The organism is Pleomorphomonas diazotrophica (assembly GCF_002844595.1).
GTDB classification, from domain to species: Bacteria; Pseudomonadota; Alphaproteobacteria; order Rhizobiales; family Pleomorphomonadaceae; genus Pleomorphomonas; species Pleomorphomonas diazotrophica.
Window position 1 is genome coordinate 88,179 of sequence record NZ_PJNW01000016.1, and the last position, 16,662, is coordinate 104,840.

The window sequence follows — 16,662 nt, forward strand, 5'->3', positions numbered from 1 at the left end:
AGCGGTCGCGAAAATAGAAAAGGCCCGGACGAACCGGGCCTTTCCCTCAATCCCTGGAAGGGATCGATATTACCAGTTACGGGTCAGCTTCAGCATGGCCGACCAAGAGTCGTCAGCCGGGGTGTTGATGCCGCCGTCGGTGGTGTAGTTGCCTTCGGCCGTCAGGATGAGATCCGGGGTGAAGGAGTAGTCGGCACCGATCTGAGCGGTGACGACTTCGTCGGCGTCGTCCCAGAAGGTGGCGCCAACACCGGCGTAGACGGCCAGGGCATCGGTCGCCTGGTACTTCAGAGCACCGGCAATACCGGCCATGCTGTCGTCACCCGGGAAGCCACCATCTTCATAGGCAGCCGACAGGCGAGCGGTCAGCTTGTCGATCAGCTTGAGATCGGCAGTGGCCTTGACGCCCCAAGTGTCGGCGTCGTTACCGTCAACGGCAACATACACGGCCGACAGGTCGAAGGAGCCCCAGGATTGGCCGTTGATACCGACAGCCGCAGCAGCGGTATACTCAGCCTGCGAACCGGTTTCCCAGATCACGGAGTTGGCCTCAGCACCATGGATGCCGGCACCAACGTAGAAGCCACCGCCGAGATTGTCGACGAGGATCTGGGCGCCCGAACCACCACGGTCGAACAGGCTCCAGATGACGTCGGCGTCGCCGTAGAACGAACCGCCGTTGGCGATGTCACCGAACTTACCGACGGTCAGATAACCAACCTGAATGAAGGCATCGCCGAGGGTGATGTCGCCGCCATCCGTTCCGCCGAGATCGGTCTCGAAGAACGAGCGAACGGTGCCGAGATCGGAAGCCGTGCGAGCGTCGAACTGGATGCGACCGTCGGTCTTGAAGCGAACGAGGTCGGCATCGCCTTCGCTCTCATAGACAACACGGGCGCGGACGCGGCCGGAGATGTCCAGGCAGGTCTCGGTGCCGGGGATGTAGAAGAAGCCGGCGCCGTAGGCGTCGCAAACCTTCACGTAGTCAACAGCGGCCGGAGCAGCTTCGCCCGGCAGGTCGGCGGCGTAAGCACCCGTGGCGACCATCAGGCCGGCGGCGGTGCCGAGCAGCGTCTTCATGTTCATTTCCTGACCTCCAAAGTCATCTAGAGAAGGAACCCTTCCTTGCCTGACAACAAACGGCCTGACCGTCATCATCGCTGGCGTGGAACCGGTTCCGGTTCTTTGCCGCCTTGCTCCGCCGCCTAACCACCCCAGGCAGATCGACTTCACTTGGCGGTGAGTTCCGTCTCCCGAAATCTCACGGTGATAGTGATGGCCGATCCTGAGCCGGTCTTCAACGGGAAAGACGCCGCCAATCCGCCCGGTATGGCTAATCGAAAATCCATGTTGCAGTTTTGTCACTCCCCTCCCCACCCCCGGGAGCAGAAGGATTAATGAGAGATTAAGGCCCTGCTTCAAAAGGAAATTGTCGGTTTCCAACCCATTAGCATCCGAGGATTTTCCACAGGCCTCAGGGAACCTACTCATAACCAAACGGCTAGCGTCGGCCGGTTCTTTCAACAGCCGCGCCCATGCACAACCGACCCGACGACGGCGAATCTCTCCCGGCAGAGTCGTCATGTCGGGACGAGGCAGGCGAGCCAAGTCACAGCCGCTTCCCAACAAGGCCATCCGATGATCGTCCGGCAGCAAGTCGCGTCGTTCGCAAGCCACCCCTTGCTGCGCCGTCGCCTTTCGGATTGGATGGTGGCGCCTTTCTTAATGTCTTTCCGGAACTGACAAATGACCTCCCGTCCCTCGCCGCAGGCCATCGCGGCCGGCCTCATTGCAGCCTTCGTCGGATTCGGCGGCGCGTTTACCGTCGTCGTGCGTGGCCTCTCGGCGGCCGGCGCCTCGCCGGCCGAGGTCGCCTCCGGACTGATGGCCGTCACCATTGCCATGGGATTTTCGGGCATCCTGCTCAGCCTCAGATTCAGGATGCCTATCTCGGTGGCCTGGTCGACGCCGGGTGCGGCGCTGCTCGCCTCTTCCGGCGCGGTGGCCGGCGGCTATTCCTACGCGGTTGGTGCGTTCCTTATTACCGGTGCACTTCTGATGCTCTCCGGCGTGATCAAGCCGCTTGGCCGCGCCGTGGCCGCCATCCCGACGCCGATTGCTTCGGCGATGCTGGCCGGCGTGCTCCTGACGCTCTGTCTCGCGCCGGTGAAGGCGGTGGCCATCTCGCCGCTCGCCGGCCTCGCGGTGGTCTTGACCTGGCTGATCGTCGGCCTGTGGCGCAAGGTGCTGGCCGTGCCGGCCGCGGTAATCGTCGCCGCCGTCATCATTGCCGCAACGACGCCGATTCCATCGGCGGTGAGCGAAGGCCTCGTGCCGGCTCCCGTTCTCATCGCGCCGCATTTCAGCCTCGCGGCGCTGATCGGCACGGCACTGCCGCTTTATGTCGTCACGATGGCAGCACAGAACATTCCTGGCATGGCCGTCCTGAACGCCAACGACTACCGACCGGAGTTCGGACCGATTCTTCGCAACACCGGTGCCTTCACCCTTCTCGCCGCGCCGTTCGGCGGACACGCCGTCAACCTCGCGGCCATCACCGCCGCCCTTTGCGCCGGCCCCGACGCCGATCCCGACAAGGACAACCGCTATTGGGCGGCGGTGGTCTGCGGCGTTGCTTATGTGCTGGTCGGCCTGATCTCAGGCGCCGCCACTGCCTTCATCGCGGCGGCGCCGCCCGTCCTCATCGAGGCTGTGGCGGGGCTGGCGTTGCTCGGTGCGTTCGGGGCCTCGACCTCGACAGCGTTATCGGCTCCCGACACACGCGAGGCGGCCGTCGTCACCTTTCTGGTCACGGCGTCCGGCGTCGGCTTTCTCGGCATCCCCGGTGCCTTCTGGGGGCTGATTGCCGGCATTGCCTTCCATCTCATCAACCGTGCAAGAGTTGCCTGAGCCCTCCAGCGGATCCACCGAATGCTCTATCTCATACGCCATGGACAAACGCTCTGGAACACGGAAGCCCGGTTCCAGGGCCAGTTCGATTCGCCGCTCACCGATCTCGGCCGCGATCAAGCGACGCGTATCGGCCGCGCCCTTGCCGCCGAGATCGGTCCGCGCGCCGAACCGATCCGCGCCTATGTCAGTCCGCTTGGCCGCACCCGCACGACAGCCGACCTCATCGGCCGTTCGTTGCCGATGAGCATCGTGGAAGAACCGAAGCTGATGGAAGTGCATTTCGGCGATTGGGAGGGCCTGACGCGCGACGACATTCTCTCCCGCTTTGGCAGCGACCAGTCCATCCGGCCGCTCGACTGGCAGTTCCAGGCGCCGGGAGGCGAAACGCTGGACGTCGTACTCGCCCGCGTCAGCGCCTGGTATGAGACGGCTGAGAGCCCGGCCGTCGTCATCACCCATGGCATCATCAGCCGCCTGGTGCGCGGCCTCCATGCCGCCCTTCGGCATGAAGACATGCTGACGCTGCCCGTATCCCAGGATGGTTACTTCCGGCTCGATGGCGGGCAGATCGAGTTCGTGCCGGCGCCTTGAGCTGGCACGGCCAGGTTTCATTGACCGAACCGGTCAAATCCTGGTGTGAATGGCGTGATCGGCCGCCTCCGGGCTCGCCAGGGTAGCGATAATGCCTTATGGTTTCTCATCATGACCTTCTGGCAGCAATTTTCCGCCGTCATTGCCCGCATTCCCGATGCGGTCACCTGCGTTTTTCAGTGCGTCGTCGACGTGCTGAGAGAAACCTTATCGCCGGAAGCACGGCGCGAGGTTGCTTTCACCTCTGCCATGATTGCGCTTTCCGCCAAGATGGCGAAGGCCGACGGCGTCGTCACGGCTGACGAGGTGGCTGTGGTCGAGCGGCTTTTCCAGGTGCCGCCGGAAGAAAAGCGCCACGTCGCCCGCCTGTTCAACCTCGCCAAGCAGGATACAGCCGGCTACGAGTATTATGCCGAGCGCATCCGCGCGCTCTATGAAACCGACATGGAAACGCTCGAGGACATTCTCGATGGCCTGTTCGTGATCGCCACCGCCGATGGCAGCCTGCATGACGACGAACTCATCTTCCTCGAAACCGTGGCCGCTATCTTCCGCGTGCCTCAGGCAGCCTTCCACCGCGTCTTCGCCCGCCATGTCGGGGAAGATGCCCGCTGCCCCTATGCCGTGCTCGGACTTCCGCCCGGCGCCGACGACGCGGCGGTGAAGAAGGCGTGGCGGCGTCTCGTTGCCGAGCACCACCCGGACCGCCTGCAGGCGCGCGGCCTGCCAGCCGATTTCATTCGGGTGGCAACGGAGCGGATGGCGACCATCAACGCCGCCTACAGCGCCATCACGCGGCAGGCGGCGTAAGAGCTGGGCGAGTCCCTTCCGACGGACGCCGGCATCGGCTAAACACGTCGGACCATGACCGAAACGCCCTTCCTCCCCGACGGCTATCACGCCCTCGCGCCCGGCAAGCTCGCCAATCTCGTCACCTTCCTGGAGATGACCGAACGGCCCGACCGTCCCCGCCGGCCGGCGCCGGCTGGCTACTCACTCGAACCCGTCAGCCACTGGGATACAGATGTCTTTCTCGCGCTCTACAGGGAGATTGGCTGGGAATGGCTGTGGAGTTCCCGCCTGCTCATGCCCCGCGAGAGGCTCGAAGCCAAGCTCGACGCGCCGCACATGCGATCCTGGTGCCCGGTGAAGAACGGCCGACGCATGGGACTGGTCGAGATGAACCTCTCCAAGCCGGGCGAAACGGAAATCTCGTTCTTCGGTCTGGTTCCGGACGCCGTTGGCGGCGGCATCGGCGGCTGGATGATGCGCGAAGCCATAGAGCTTGCCTTCGCCAGACCGGGTGTGACACGCCTCTGGCTGCACACCTGTCATTTCGACAGTCCGCAGGCCCTGCCCTTCTATATGCGCATGGGCTTTGTGCCCTATGCCCGCGCGGTCGAGGTACATGATGACCCCCGCCTCATCGGACGGCTGGACGAAAGCGCGGGGCCACATATCCCGATGATCCGGAACGGCCGTTCGCCCGATCTTGGATAAGCCTCAGGCGAGGTCGAACCTCCCGCGAACAAACGGGACTGGCTTCGCCGTCATCTTGTGGTATTGACCTTGCGGTACCAGCCCGAGGGTGAACAGCCTGACGGGCACGTACCGCAAGAGACCGACATGATCGCATCCGAGCGCCCGGCTCCCGTTTTCATCGATAGTCCCCCTCGCCTGCCCATGACCAGCTTCCGTGACGCGGAAGCCGCCGTCGACCGCCTGATCGAGATCTACGCCCGCAATACGGCCTTCCTCCGTTCCTCCTTCGAGGCGGTGGTGCAGGGCGCCGTTCCCGAGGGACGCATCCGCGCCTATTACCCGCTGATCCGGGTCTCCACCGACACCCATGGCCGCGCCGATTCGCGCCTTTCCTACGGCCAGTTCAGCGGCCCCGGCATCTACGAGACCACGGTGTCGCGGCCGGAACTGTTCCGTACCTATCTCGTCGACCAGTTGTCGGTGATCATCCGCAACTATGACGCGCCGATCGAGATCGGCGAGAGCTCGCTGCCGATACCCTTGCATTTCGCCTTCTTTGAAGGCGCCTATGTCGAGGGCGCCCTGATGGACACGTTGCCGCGCCCGTTGCGCGACATGTTCGACGTGCCCGACCTCGCCGTCACCGACGACGCCATCGTCAACGGCACGCTCGATCCCAAGATCGGCGATCCGCTGCCGCTCGCCCCGTTCACGGCGCCGCGCGTCGACTACTCGCTGCATCGGTTGCAGCACTACACGGCGACCTCGCCGCGGTTCTTCCAGAATTTCGTGCTGTTCACCAACTATCAGTTCTACGTCGACGAGTTCGCCGCCCGCGCCCGCGAGATGATGGCCTCGGGCGAGAGCGACTATGTCGCCTTCGTCGAGCCGGGTAACCAGGTGACACCGCTCGGCGAGGCGGCACCGGTCGAGGGCGAGGAGCTTCAGCGCCTGCCGCAGATGCCGGCCTACCACCTCGTGCGCGGGGATCATTCCGGCATTACCCTGGTCAATATCGGAGTCGGCCCCTCCAATGCCAAGACGATCACCGACCACGTCGCCGTTCTCCGGCCGCATGCCTGGGTAATGCTCGGCCACTGTGCCGGTCTCAGGAGCAGCCAGCAGCTTGGCGATTACGTCCTGGCCCACGGTTATGTGCGCGACGACCATGTGCTCGATGCCGATCTGCCGCTGTGGATTCCCATTCCGCCGCTGGCCGAGATCCAGGTGGCGCTCGAAGGCTCGGTCGCCGAGGTCACTGGCCTCAAGGACCTCGAGCTGAAGCGCATCATGCGCACCGGCACCGTCGCCACCATCGACAATCGCAACTGGGAACTGCGCGACCAGCGCGAGCCGGTGCAGCGCTTTTCCCAGTCGCGCGCCATCGGGCTCGACATGGAATCGGCGACCATTGCCGCCAATGGTTTCCGCTTCCGCGTGCCCTACGGAACACTGCTCTGCGTCTCCGACAAGCCGCTGCATGGCGAGCTGAAGCTGCCGGGTATGGCGAGCGCCTTTTACCGGCGGCAGGTCAGCCAGCATCTGACCATCGGCATACGTGCCATGGAAAAGCTGCGTGAAATGGCGCCGGAGCGGCTGCATTCGCGCAAGCTGCGCTCCTTCATGGAAACGGCGTTCCAATAGGATTCGCCGTTTTCACCCCGCCCATCGAACCCGGATTGTCTCATGCTCACCATTTTCGACTGCGACGGCGTGCTCATCGATTCCGAGATCATTTCCTCGGCAGTTACCGCGGAAGTGCTCAACGATGAAGGCTTCGCCATCACGGCCGAGGAAGTAACATCCCGCTTCGCGGGTCTTGCCAGCGGCGAAATGGAAGCCATCCTTTCCGAGGAGACCGGTTTGCCGGTCAGCGGCCGCATCAAGGACCTGATACAGGCGGAGTTCGACCGGCGCATCGTCCACGTGAAAGCGGTGCCCGGCATCGCCGAACTGCTCGATGCGCTCGACGGTCCGCGCTGCGTCGGTTCCAATGCAGATTCGGCCTATCTCAAGCGGGCGCTCACCAGCGCCGGCCTCTACGACCGCTTCAAGCCCTATGTGTTCTCGGCGGGCGAGGTGGGAACTCGCCAGGGCAAACCCGATCCAAACGTCTTCCTGCACGCCGCCCGCGAGTTCGGGGTCGATCCGGCCGAGGCGATCGTCATCGAGGACTCGTTCGCCGGTGTTACGGCTGCCGTCCGGGCCGGCATGCGGGCCATCGGCTTCACCGGTGGCGCCCATTCGTGGCCGGGGCATGCCGAGGCACTGATGGAAGCGGGCGCCGAAACGGTCGTCCGCCGCCACGCCGACATTGTCGCGGTGATCGAAGCCTTTCGCGGCTGGGATGGTCGAGGCGTCTGACGCGGCCGTTCCTAGGTGGCAATCTCAGTTGGCGATGATTGCCTTCAGCGTCTCGACGAGCGAGTAGCGGTCGTCGTCGTCACCTGAGACGACATCGGCGATCACCGGTCGGCCGCTTTCCGAAACCACCAGGAAATGCACTTCCGAGAGGGCGTTGCGCTCTTCCTCGGATGAGCCTTCCATGCAGGCGAAACGCTTGAAGCGAGCGACCACGTCCGTTGCCGATCCGTCTTTTCCTGCCGGCTCGATGGTCAGCTCCTCCAGCGGACAGCCATCCTGCCCGAGGATGATCGGATCGTAGTCGAACGGACTGCCGGTTCCGTCTTCGGTGTCGAAGGCTGGATGCTTGGTCGCCTCGGCATAGAGGGCGCGCAGGTCCTTGCTGAAGTTGCCGATGTGCGTTTCGTCGAAGTAATCGCCCGCCTCGCCATCGGCACTCGACCAGAGAGCCGACGCAACGTCCATGATGGCCCGAACCGGCGTCACGGCATCGGCGGCAGCGGCAGGATTGGCTAGGGCAAGCGAAACGGTGACGAGAAGATACTTCAGCATCGGAAACTTCGTCCTGACATCAACAGAGAGGGCAACTCTAGGCGTTGAGAGTTGGCCGCGCAATCAGTCCGCTCGCGAACGTTCGGACGAGGCTTCACGGCCCTGCGAAACGGTCAGGCCTTCTTCGCGGCCCGCAAAACGGCGGCGATCACCGATGCCACCGCCTTGTAGAGATCGACTGGGATCGTCTCGTCGAGTTTCAGCGTCGACAGCGCGTCGGCAAGCGCCGGGTTCTCCTCGATGGGCACGCCGGCTTCCCGCGCCTTGTCAATGATCGCCTCGGCGACGGCGCCTTTACCGGTGGCGACCACCTTCGGTGCGTCCGGTGCGGCATACTGCAATGCCACCGCCTTGCGGATGTCCTTGTCGCTCATAGTTGCAGATCCAGGCGGTGATTGGCCGCGACGGTTGTCTCGTCCCGGGTTTCGGGCGGATGACCGCGATGCAAGTCGACACCCGCGACGACCATGCCTTCCTGCTCGAGACCCAGCACGATGTTCTCTCGTTCCGCCTCCATGCGGACCAGACCGTCGTCGCTCTCGCACCAGACGCCGACGGCCACGCGCCGCCCCTCCATCAACCCCACACGCACGGCGACAGGGCCGAGGGGGGCGACGTCGAAGGCGATGTCCACTTGGAACACCCGCCGCGGCGGCGCGCCCGGCTCGCTTGGCGCGTGATCATCGCGCTCGATACGAAGCTGGGCGACGGAGGTGCCGTTCGGTCCGGCGATGGGGATCTCGAAGATCAACGCCGGCGTCGGCTGGGCGACCTTCGCATCGCGGCTCTCGGCGGTCGCGGCCTGATGCAGAAAGACGCGCGACAACGAGCGCTCGGCTTCGCCGAGGGCGCGACCGGCCAGCGCTTCCGTCGAGGCCATCTCGCCGTCGTCGCCATCGGGAAGCGGCACAGCCGGCTGACCGCGCACCGGTCCCCCCTTGCGTGGCGGTAGCGGCCGATCGACGCGCGTCACCGCGTCATCGCCGCCTCCATCAAGGCTGGCCATCACATTGGCGTTGCGACCGAGCCAGACGGTCAGCTCACGGCGCAGCACTTCCAATGCCCCCTTGAGATCGACGCCGGCCGTCATCGGACCCGCAACCGTCGGCATAGTGACCGTGGGGGAAGCGGGTTGCCGGACGGGAGAGGCAGGAGCTTCGGCACTGATAACCACGCCCGGACGCCCTTGCGATAACCCAGGCGGTGACTGGATTGCGCCCGGCCCGGCCACGGGACCTGCCTCCGGCTGGGACGCTGAGACGGCTATGGGAGAAGATGTCGGGGATGGACTGATGCCCGGTTGCGCCGGCATGCCCGGTTGCGCCGACATGCTCGGTGGGGCGGATGTCGCCGCAGGCCCGACGGTCGGCCGAGGTGTCACGGTGCCCGGTGAGGCATTCGGCAAGCTCTCCACCGTCGAGGGAACGAAAGGAGCCTTGTCGCCGGCAACGCGGTGAAGCGACAGTTCGCCGGTCGAGGGAACGGCGGGGGAAGCGGGCTGGGCATGGCCGGGATCGGGAGGCGAGCCGGCCACGCTCGCCGGAGCGGTCGCCGCAGGCATTGGCGGCGCCATCGGGCGCCCGGGTGTCCACGGTGCAAAGGCGCGTGAGGCTGCGGCAGTGCCGGCAGGGTGACCCGGCGATGTTGGCGGAGAGGGCGCCGGCGTTCCCACCTCGGCGTGATTGGGCGCCGCCCCCTCGGGCAATACCGACTGAGCAATGTTGCCGGGAACAGGAACGGTCGAGCCGGCGAGATGAACCGTTGGGGGCGCAGTCGGTGTTGCGGGAGAGGCGGCCGGAGACGACGAGGGCACCGCGCCACCGGTGGGTGGCGGCAATGTTGCCGCTCGACTATCCGCGGCCGACGGTGTCGGTGCCGCAACCGTTGGCGGAGCACTACCCGGAACCGGACCCGATACCGCCGGCAACGTGGGCATCGGCGTGCTGCCAGCAGGGGACGCCAGAGGCTGGTCTCCCGTGGTCATCACAACCTGGGCAGCAGGGGCAGTGGCGGGTGTCACAACACCGCTTGCTGACGGCACGACAGCGCTGGGAATCGGGGTAGCGGCAACAGGCCCCACCGCCGATGCCGGCATGCCGGCAACCGAGCTAACAGGTCCGCCGGTACTGGGAGCCATGCCTGCAGACGGAGCAGACGTCGTGATCGGAGCGCCAGCTTGGCTCACATAGGCACCTGCGCCCGTCGGTGGCCTGTCGACGGGCGGCGAGGAGGGGACGGCAGCGGCCGGAACCGGTCTCGCGGCAACGACTTGGGTAGCGGACAAGGCAGTCGTCGCCCCGGGGCGCGCGGCCTGCCGCTTTTCCGTCGGCACACCACCGAGCGCCTGGCGGATCGCCGGCGGCAGAACCGCCGCCATCCGGCCGGCCGCTACCGCTTCATGGAACAGGCCCGACGAACGGATTGCCTCGGCGACCCGCTCGGGCGTGACGTTGCCATCGCCAAGGCGGAAGGCGAGCACCAGGTTAATCGCCGTTTTCACCGTGTCCGGCAGATCCGGCGCGTCGGCAAGCTCGGCCAGCGTTGCATAGAGCGGCGCCAAACCGCCCTGACGGCCGAGTGCCTCGGCCACCGCCTTCTCGATCAGCGTGGTCTCTGGAACGATCGCAACGGTCGGCTCGGCCGTTGCCGCTGCCTGAAGGTCGAGCAGCGAACCGGCCGCCGTCTGTTGGGCAAGCGTCTTGCCCGGCTGACCGGAGTTCGCCTGGATTTCGTTGGTCACCGGCGGCAGCGAGCCGATCGCCATGGGCATGCTCCCGGAGAAGGGGTTCCGGAAGGGTGCGTTGAAACGGCCCGTCTGGCAAGCCGTCACATTGGCTCTGTCATCGCGCCGGTTCGAGCGGCAGCCAAAGCCGCCGCTCCATCTCGGTCAGCCCTGGTGGACCAGCTTCGGCTGGCGAGCAGCCAGCGTTTCGTCGACGCGTCGACGCGGTGCCAGTTGCGGGGCCATCTTGAAGGCGGCAACGTCGCCCGACTTCGCCTTTTCGGCAAGATGCCGCAGCGTGCCGACGAACTGGTCGAGGCTGGTTTTGGACTCCGACTCCGTCGGCTCGATCAGCAAGGCGCCGTGGACGACCAACGGGAAGTACATGGTCATCGGATGATAGCCCTCGTCGATCATCGCCTTGGCGAAATCGAGCGTCGTGACGCCAGTGCCCTCAAGGAACCGGTCGTCGAAGAGAACCTCGTGCATGGCCGGGCGCTCAGGGAAAGCAACCGTCATCACGTCCTTGAGGCGGGCCTTGACGTAGTTGGCGGCGAGTACCGCGTCCTCGGACGCCTGTTTCAAACCATCCGCGCCATGGCTCAGCATGTAGGCGAGCGCGCGCACGAACATGCCCATCTGGCCATGGAAGGCGGTGATGCGGCCAAAGGGCTTCAGGCCGCGCTCGCCCGCTGCCTTGCGCGTCTCGACGAACTCGGCCGTGCCGTCCCCGCCAAAGCGCACGAAGGGCACCGGGGCGTAGGCGGCGAGCCGCTCGGACAGCACCACCGGACCAGCGCCGGGACCGCCGCCGCCATGGGGCGTCGAGAAGGTCTTGTGCAGGTTGATATGCATGGCGTCGACGCCGAGATCGCCCGGCCTGACCTTGCCGACGATGGCGTTGAAGTTGGCACCATCAGCGTAGAAATAGGCGCCGGCGGCATGCACCGCCTCGGCGATCTCCAGGATGTCGCGCTCGAACAGGCCGCAGGTGTTGGGGTTGGTCAGCATGATCGCCGCCACCTCGGGGCCGAGACGCTTCTTGACATCCTCCGGGTCGACGGTGCCATCGGCACGCGCCGGCACCGCTACCACGCGGAAGCCGAGCTGAGCGGCGGTCGCCGGGTTGGTGCCATGCGCCGACTCCGGCACCAGCACCACGTCGCGGGTTTCGCCGCGATCGACGATCGCCGCCTTGATCGCCGCCATGCCGCACATCTCGCCATGGGCGCCGGCCTTGGGACTCATGGCGACCGACGCCATGCCGGTCAGCTCCAGCAGCCAGCGGCCAAGTTCGGCGACCAGCTCTACCGCGCCGGGCACTGTCGACAGCGGCTGCAGTGGATGCACATCACCAAACCCCGGCAGCCGCGCCATCGCCTCGTTGAGACGCGGATTGTGCTTCATGGTGCAGGAGCCGAGCGGGTAGAGACCGAGGTCGATGGCATAGTTCTGCCGGCTGAGGCGCACATAGTGGCGCATCGTCTCCGGCTCGGTGAGGCCGGGAAGGTCGAGGGGCGCCGTGCGGGCGAGACCGCCAAGGCGAGGCTCGAACGCCTCGACATCCTCGAAGTCGACGCCGGTCGCATCGAGACGGCCCACCTCGAACAGCAGCGGCTCCTCGATGGCGAGACCCTGGTTGCCGGTGAAGGTGGAAGCGGCAATGGCGGCATCGGTGGCGACGGGCGCGGTCGGGCGGCCCACATTGTTCATGTTCATCGGTCACCTCCAAAGGTGAACAGCGTCGAAAGCAGGAAACTGCGATAGCGGCTCGGCGTCTTCACTGGGCTGTCGCTGAAGAAACGGCGCTGGGCGAGGGAGGGATTGTCCTTGGTCCAAGGAGCGCCACCGTCTGTTGTTCGCCTGTCGGTCATGCCAAGGCCTCCCGCAGCGCGGCCGTCAGCGTCGCCCTGTCCTCCTCGGTGTTGACCTCCGTGGCGGCGATGACCAGGACATTGTCAAGCTCCGGCCGGTTCGGCTCCAGCCGGCTTGCCGGCACGCCGGCCAGAATGCCCCGCCCTGCCAGTGCCTCGACGACGGCGGCAGCGTTTTTCGGCAGACGCAGGGCAAACTCGTTGAAGAAGGCGCGGTTGAGCAACTCGACGCCGGGCAGCGCAGCCAGTTGGTCGGCGAGGCGCACGGCGTTGGCGTGGTTGACGCGGGCAAGCCTTTCCAACCCGATGCCGCCTAACAGCGTCAGGTGGATGGAAAAAGCCAGCGAACAGAGGCCGGCGTTGGTGCAGATGTTGGACGTAGCCTTCTCGCGGCGGATGTGCTGCTCACGCGTCGACAGCGTCAGCACGAAGGCGCGCTTGCCATCGGCATCAATCGTCTCGCCGCACAGGCGGCCGGGCATCTGACGGACATGTTTCTGACGGGTGGCGAACAGACCGACATAGGGACCACCGAAGCTGAGCGGGTTGCCCAGCGACTGGCCTTCGCCCACCACGATGTCGGCGCCCTGTGCGCCCGGCGGCTCGATCAGGCCGAGCGACACCACCTCGGTGAAGACGGCGATCAGCAGCGCACCGACGGCATGCGCCTTTTCGGCGATCGGCTTCAGGTCGTAGAGGTGGCCGTAGAAGGACGGCGACTGCACCACAACGCAGGATGTGCTCTCATCGATGGCTGCGAGGATGTCCTCGGTGCCGGAGATATCCGGCGGCAGGCTCTCCACAGCATGGCCCGGAAAGCGCGTCACCGTCTCGACCACGCCGCGATAATGCGGGTGGACGCCGCCCGACAGCACAGCCCGATCGCGGCGGGTGATGCGGTGAGCCATCAGCACCGCCTCGGCCAGCGCCGTTGAACCGTCGTACATCGAGGCGTTGGCCACCTCCATGCCGGTGAGACGGGCGACCTGCGTCTGGAACTCGAACAAGACCTGCAAGGTGCCCTGGGCGATTTCCGGCTGATAGGGCGTGTAGCTCGTCAGGAATTCCGAGCGCTGGATCAGGTGATCGACGGTGGCCGGAATATGGTGCCGATAGGCACCGGCGCCGACGAAGAAAGGCACCGATCCCGCCGGCATGTTCTTGGCCGCCAAGGCGCCAAGGCGACGGGCGACGGCCTGCTCGCTGGCGTGTGGCGGCAGCTTAGGCAGCGCTGCCAAGCGCTTTTGGGGCGGCAGGTCGGCGAAGAGATCGTCGATGGAGGCGGCGCCGATGGCGGCCAGCATTTCGCTCCGATCGGCTTCAGACAGGGGAAGATAGCGCATGGATGACTCCAACGGCCTTCAGGGAACGGTCTCCAAAGCTCGCATCACCGAAGCAGCAACACTGCCCGGTGAACACGACCTTTCATAACCGGCTGATCGGTGATCAAAGCCCCTCGACGAAGGCCTTGTAGGCAGCCTCGTCCATCAGAACTTCGAGTTCGGCAGGATCGGACATTTCGATCCGGCAGAACCAGCCGGCGCCCTCTGGGTCCTCGTTGACGGTGATCGGGCTGTCGGCCAGCGGACCGTTGGCCTCGACAACCGTGCCGGTCACCGGCGAATAGACTTCGCTCGCCGCCTTGACGCTCTCGACGACGGCCGTCTCCTCGCCCTTCTTCACCTTCCGGCCGACGGTCGGCACCTCGATGAACACCACGTCGCCGAGCTGGGCCTGCGCATAATCGGTGATGCCGAGGGTGGCGATGTTGCCCGCGACGACGATCCACTCGTGCTCTTCGGTGTAATACTTGGTCATGGCTTTGTTCCGTTATCTCTGGAGGTTTTAGAGACCGTCTTGAAACTCCACTCCGGCGGCCGTCTGATCAGCCGACTCCCCTGAGCGAGTTTCCAAACGGCCTCTTACTTGGGCGCGCGATGGAAGCGCGCCGGAACGAAGGGAAGGGAAACGATCTCGGCCGGCAGCGTCTTGCCGCGCACCACCAGTCCGACCTTGGTCCCCGGCCGGGCATGAACGGCGGCGACGTAGCCCATGGCAACCGGGCCGCCCACCGTTGGTCCGAAGCCGCCGGAGGTGACGACGCCGATGGCGACACCAGTGTCGTCGACGATCTCGGTGCCGTCGCGGGCCGGCGCGCGTCCATCGGGCCGGATGCCGACGCGCTTGCGGGCGACGCCCTCGGCGATCTGCGCAAGAACGATATCGGCGCCAGGAAAGCCGCCTTCCTCGCGACGGCGCTTCTGGATCGACCACACAAGACCGGCCTCGATCGGCGTCGTCGTCTCGTCGATGTCATGGCCGTAGAGGCAAAGTCCGCCCTCAAGGCGCAGCGAATCGCGAGCGCCGAGACCGATCGGCCGGACGCGAGGATCGCGCAGCAGAACCTGCCAAAGACCGACAACGGTATCGGCGTGTACCGAGATCTCGAAACCATCCTCGCCGGTGTAGCCGGAGCGGGACAGGAAGACCGGAATTCCGGCGAGGCTTGCCGGCCCAACATCCATGAAGTCCCAGCCGGCAACGTCGGCACCGAGCGAGACCAGGACGTTCACTGCCTCTGGTCCTTGCAGGGCGAGCAAGGCCCGCTCTTCATGGATTTCCAGTAGAACGCCGGCGGGCAGACGAGCCGCGATATGGGCGTAGTCCGAGACCTTGCAGGCGGCGTTGACGACGAGACCGAGCGTGCCATCGGCGCCGGGGGCGCGATGCACCATCAGATCGTCGAGAATGCCGCCGCGCTCGTTGAGGAGCTGCGAATAACGCTGCCGGCCGGGCTCCAGGCCCAGGATGTCGGCCGGGACCAGCGTCTCAAGGGCGCGGGCGACCGTCTGATGATCGGCCCCGCGGAGCGTCGCCTGTCCCATGTGCGACACGTCGAACAGGCCGGCGGCCGCGCGGCAGTGAGCATGTTCGGCAAGAATGCCTTCGTATTGCACCGGCATCAGGTAGCCGGCGAACGGCACCATGCGGGCGCCAAGCGCCACGTGGGCGTCGCAAAGCGGCGTCTTGAGCGGCGCGCCAGAATGCGGGTCGTGATCGGCATCGACGGGGGTCGTCATGCGTCAGCTCCGGATAGAGGTGGGCGGACGACGGGATTCGTCTGTCCGCGCCCCCTCTGTCACGTAACCTGAGAGATTTCCCCGGGCTCCCTGCCCAGGTTACTCCTTCGGTGAGTCGAGGCCTGAACCTCGCCTGCTTTCCAGAGCGTCGCCCGCTGCGTGCGGTCCTTTTGCCTGAGAGTTTCCGGGGCGGTTGCTCCTTCGGCGCCGACGGTAACCACCGCCGATCTCTCCCGCGCAGCGTCTCGGAGCCATGCAGCCCCGCGTCCGGATACGACCTTTTCCGGACAGCCGCCAGCATGACCTGTCGGCGGCTCAATTTCAAGCGGCTTCGGCCGAAGGCCTACTTCTTCTTCGACTCGTCAAAGCCGACGTAGATGACGAAGTTGCCCTGGCTCTTGTCGCCGGTCACGACGAGGTCGGGCGCCACGAGGTCCCAGTCGGCAGCAGCCGTGCCGGGCGCAATGGTGACGTTGACCGGATAGAGCTTGGAATAGAGCACCTCGTCGCCGTCGCGGACCAGCACGACGCGCACCGGCAGCGTCGTGGCGCCGGTCGCCCCCTTGGGGCCGGCGAGGAGACGGCCAGCCACGCCCACCTTGATGGTGGTGGTACCCGAGGCGTCGGTGCGGCACTCGCGTGCGTATTTGCGGATGGTGCCCTGGAAGCGGATGGCGCCGTAGTCGCCGTCCTTGCCCTTCTCGAACACCGCCATCATCTGCGTACCGTCGCGCACCTGCACGTCCGGGCAAACCGCGACCGTCGCGAATTTCTCCAGCGACTCCTGTTCCGCCTTGGGATCGGGCCCACCGGAAACCAGGGACCGGGGGGAGAAGCCACCACCCGAGGAACAGGCCGAAAGCGCCATGGCAAGTGCCAGTGCCGACAAAAACTTACCGCTGAAACCGACAGACATCATGAGAGCGTCACCTCCGCTTCGCCGCTTCCATAGCATGCAGCCCCAGCCTTGGCGACTCGTTCGATGCGGCTCGTTTTCGGCCGTGCATCCAGTGCGATGCGGGTCGCCTCCGGCATTCGAGACCACCCTTCGGACTTTTTTCGGGCAACCGCTCAACAGCCGCCT

The 16,662-nt window shown here is 65.6% G+C and carries 16 protein-coding genes and 1 riboswitch; of the genes, 6 read left to right on the forward strand and 10 right to left on the reverse strand.

Annotated elements, in window-relative coordinates:
* Positions 1-69: 69 nt before the first annotated feature.
* Entirely contained in the window at positions 70-1,086 is a 1,017-nt protein-coding gene (locus tag CXZ10_RS21625) for a porin (protein WP_180336069.1), read from the reverse strand.
* 660 nt (positions 1,087-1,746) lie between these two features.
* Between CXZ10_RS21625 and CXZ10_RS18110 the strand changes: the two genes are divergently transcribed.
* The 6 genes from CXZ10_RS18110 to CXZ10_RS18135 all read left to right on the forward strand — a co-directional run bounded on the left by CXZ10_RS18110 (position 1,747) and on the right by CXZ10_RS18135 (position 7,350).
* Entirely contained in the window at positions 1,747-2,910 is a 1,164-nt protein-coding gene (locus CXZ10_RS18110) for a benzoate/H(+) symporter BenE family transporter (RefSeq protein WP_101290767.1), read from the forward strand.
* Positions 2,911-2,931: 21 nt separating this feature from the next.
* Positions 2,932-3,504, forward strand: a complete 573-nt coding sequence (locus CXZ10_RS18115) for a histidine phosphatase family protein (RefSeq protein WP_101290768.1) — start codon at positions 2,932-2,934, stop codon at positions 3,502-3,504.
* 111 nt (positions 3,505-3,615) lie between these two features.
* Positions 3,616-4,314 (forward strand): TerB family tellurite resistance protein, encoded by a 699-nt coding sequence (locus CXZ10_RS18120; RefSeq protein WP_101290769.1) that lies wholly within the window; start codon positions 3,616-3,618, stop codon positions 4,312-4,314.
* Between the two features lie 54 nt (positions 4,315-4,368).
* Positions 4,369-5,004 carry a GNAT family N-acetyltransferase gene (locus CXZ10_RS18125; protein WP_101290770.1) on the forward strand — a complete coding sequence of 212 codons (636 nt, stop codon included), beginning with the start codon at positions 4,369-4,371 and terminating at the stop codon, positions 5,002-5,004.
* A gap of 126 nt (positions 5,005-5,130) precedes the next feature.
* Positions 5,131-6,630, forward strand: a complete 1,500-nt coding sequence (locus CXZ10_RS18130; RefSeq protein WP_210199964.1) for an AMP nucleosidase — start codon at positions 5,131-5,133, stop codon at positions 6,628-6,630.
* Positions 6,631-6,672: 42 nt separating this feature from the next.
* Positions 6,673-7,350 (forward strand): HAD family hydrolase, encoded by a 678-nt coding sequence (locus tag CXZ10_RS18135; protein WP_101290771.1) that lies wholly within the window; start codon positions 6,673-6,675, stop codon positions 7,348-7,350.
* A gap of 24 nt (positions 7,351-7,374) precedes the next feature.
* Here the strand turns inward: CXZ10_RS18135 and CXZ10_RS18140 are convergent, their stop codons facing one another.
* From CXZ10_RS18140 to CXZ10_RS18180, 9 genes are all read right to left on the reverse strand, one after another.
* On the reverse strand, positions 7,375-7,902 hold the full coding sequence (locus tag CXZ10_RS18140) for a hypothetical protein (RefSeq protein WP_101290772.1): 528 nt from the start codon (positions 7,900-7,902) through the stop codon (positions 7,375-7,377).
* A gap of 113 nt (positions 7,903-8,015) precedes the next feature.
* Positions 8,016-8,276: an EscU/YscU/HrcU family type III secretion system export apparatus switch protein gene (locus CXZ10_RS18145; protein WP_101290773.1), complete on the reverse strand. Its 261-nt coding sequence runs from the start codon at positions 8,274-8,276 to the stop codon at positions 8,016-8,018.
* The gene (locus tag CXZ10_RS21405) at positions 8,273-10,666 is read right to left on the reverse strand and encodes a hypothetical protein (protein WP_143741564.1); all 2,394 of its coding nucleotides are present in this window, start codon (positions 10,664-10,666) and stop codon (positions 8,273-8,275) included. Before CXZ10_RS21405 ends, CXZ10_RS18145 begins: the two co-directional genes overlap by 4 nt.
* Before the next feature lie 123 nt (positions 10,667-10,789).
* Positions 10,790-12,337, reverse strand: coding sequence for an aminomethyl-transferring glycine dehydrogenase subunit GcvPB (gene gcvPB / locus CXZ10_RS18160; protein WP_244617207.1), 1,548 nt, complete (start codon positions 12,335-12,337; stop codon positions 10,790-10,792).
* A gap of 2 nt (positions 12,338-12,339) precedes the next feature.
* Positions 12,340-12,498, reverse strand: coding sequence for a hypothetical protein (locus CXZ10_RS21630; RefSeq protein ID WP_180336070.1), 159 nt, complete (start codon positions 12,496-12,498; stop codon positions 12,340-12,342).
* Positions 12,495-13,841, reverse strand: a complete 1,347-nt coding sequence (gcvPA, locus tag CXZ10_RS18165; RefSeq protein ID WP_101290777.1) for an aminomethyl-transferring glycine dehydrogenase subunit GcvPA — start codon at positions 13,839-13,841, stop codon at positions 12,495-12,497. Before gcvPA ends, CXZ10_RS21630 begins: the two co-directional genes overlap by 4 nt.
* Before the next feature lie 103 nt (positions 13,842-13,944).
* Entirely contained in the window at positions 13,945-14,316 is a 372-nt protein-coding gene (gene gcvH, locus CXZ10_RS18170) for a glycine cleavage system protein GcvH (protein WP_101290778.1), read from the reverse strand.
* Between the two features lie 104 nt (positions 14,317-14,420).
* Positions 14,421-15,578, reverse strand: coding sequence for a glycine cleavage system aminomethyltransferase GcvT (gcvT, locus tag CXZ10_RS18175; RefSeq protein ID WP_101290779.1), 1,158 nt, complete (start codon positions 15,576-15,578; stop codon positions 14,421-14,423).
* A 152-nt stretch (positions 15,579-15,730) separates the two neighbouring features.
* Positions 15,731-15,824: riboswitch (glycine riboswitch) on the reverse strand.
* Between the two features lie 97 nt (positions 15,825-15,921).
* Positions 15,922-16,497: a hypothetical protein gene (locus tag CXZ10_RS18180; RefSeq protein ID WP_101290780.1), complete on the reverse strand. Its 576-nt coding sequence runs from the start codon at positions 16,495-16,497 to the stop codon at positions 15,922-15,924.
* Positions 16,498-16,662: the final 165 nt, after the last annotated feature.

What these genes read in the sequence shown, in the direction of transcription:
- CXZ10_RS21625 (WP_180336069.1), bottom strand. Translation starts at nt 1,086, where the DNA reads ATGAACATGAAGACGCTGCTCGGCACCGCCGCCGGCCTGATGGTCGCC.
- CXZ10_RS18110 (WP_101290767.1), top strand. Translation starts at nt 1,747, where the DNA reads ATGACCTCCCGTCCCTCGCCGCAGGCCATCGCGGCCGGCCTCATTGCA.
- CXZ10_RS18115 (WP_101290768.1), top strand. Translation starts at nt 2,932, where the DNA reads ATGCTCTATCTCATACGCCATGGACAAACGCTCTGGAACACGGAAGCC.
- CXZ10_RS18120 (WP_101290769.1), top strand. Translation starts at nt 3,616, where the DNA reads ATGACCTTCTGGCAGCAATTTTCCGCCGTCATTGCCCGCATTCCCGAT.
- CXZ10_RS18125 (WP_101290770.1), top strand. Translation starts at nt 4,369, where the DNA reads ATGACCGAAACGCCCTTCCTCCCCGACGGCTATCACGCCCTCGCGCCC.
- CXZ10_RS18130 (WP_210199964.1), top strand. Translation starts at nt 5,131, where the DNA reads ATGATCGCATCCGAGCGCCCGGCTCCCGTTTTCATCGATAGTCCCCCT.
- CXZ10_RS18135 (WP_101290771.1), top strand. Translation starts at nt 6,673, where the DNA reads ATGCTCACCATTTTCGACTGCGACGGCGTGCTCATCGATTCCGAGATC.
- CXZ10_RS18140 (WP_101290772.1), bottom strand. Translation starts at nt 7,902, where the DNA reads ATGCTGAAGTATCTTCTCGTCACCGTTTCGCTTGCCCTAGCCAATCCT.
- CXZ10_RS18145 (WP_101290773.1), bottom strand. Translation starts at nt 8,276, where the DNA reads ATGAGCGACAAGGACATCCGCAAGGCGGTGGCATTGCAGTATGCCGCA.
- CXZ10_RS21405 (WP_143741564.1), bottom strand. Translation starts at nt 10,666, where the DNA reads ATGGCGATCGGCTCGCTGCCGCCGGTGACCAACGAAATCCAGGCGAAC.
- gcvPB (WP_244617207.1), bottom strand. Translation starts at nt 12,337, where the DNA reads ATGAACAATGTGGGCCGCCCGACCGCGCCCGTCGCCACCGATGCCGCC.
- CXZ10_RS21630 (WP_180336070.1), bottom strand. Translation starts at nt 12,498, where the DNA reads ATGACCGACAGGCGAACAACAGACGGTGGCGCTCCTTGGACCAAGGAC.
- gcvPA (WP_101290777.1), bottom strand. Translation starts at nt 13,841, where the DNA reads ATGCGCTATCTTCCCCTGTCTGAAGCCGATCGGAGCGAAATGCTGGCC.
- gcvH (WP_101290778.1), bottom strand. Translation starts at nt 14,316, where the DNA reads ATGACCAAGTATTACACCGAAGAGCACGAGTGGATCGTCGTCGCGGGC.
- gcvT (WP_101290779.1), bottom strand. Translation starts at nt 15,578, where the DNA reads ATGACGACCCCCGTCGATGCCGATCACGACCCGCATTCTGGCGCGCCG.
- CXZ10_RS18180 (WP_101290780.1), bottom strand. Translation starts at nt 16,497, where the DNA reads ATGATGTCTGTCGGTTTCAGCGGTAAGTTTTTGTCGGCACTGGCACTT.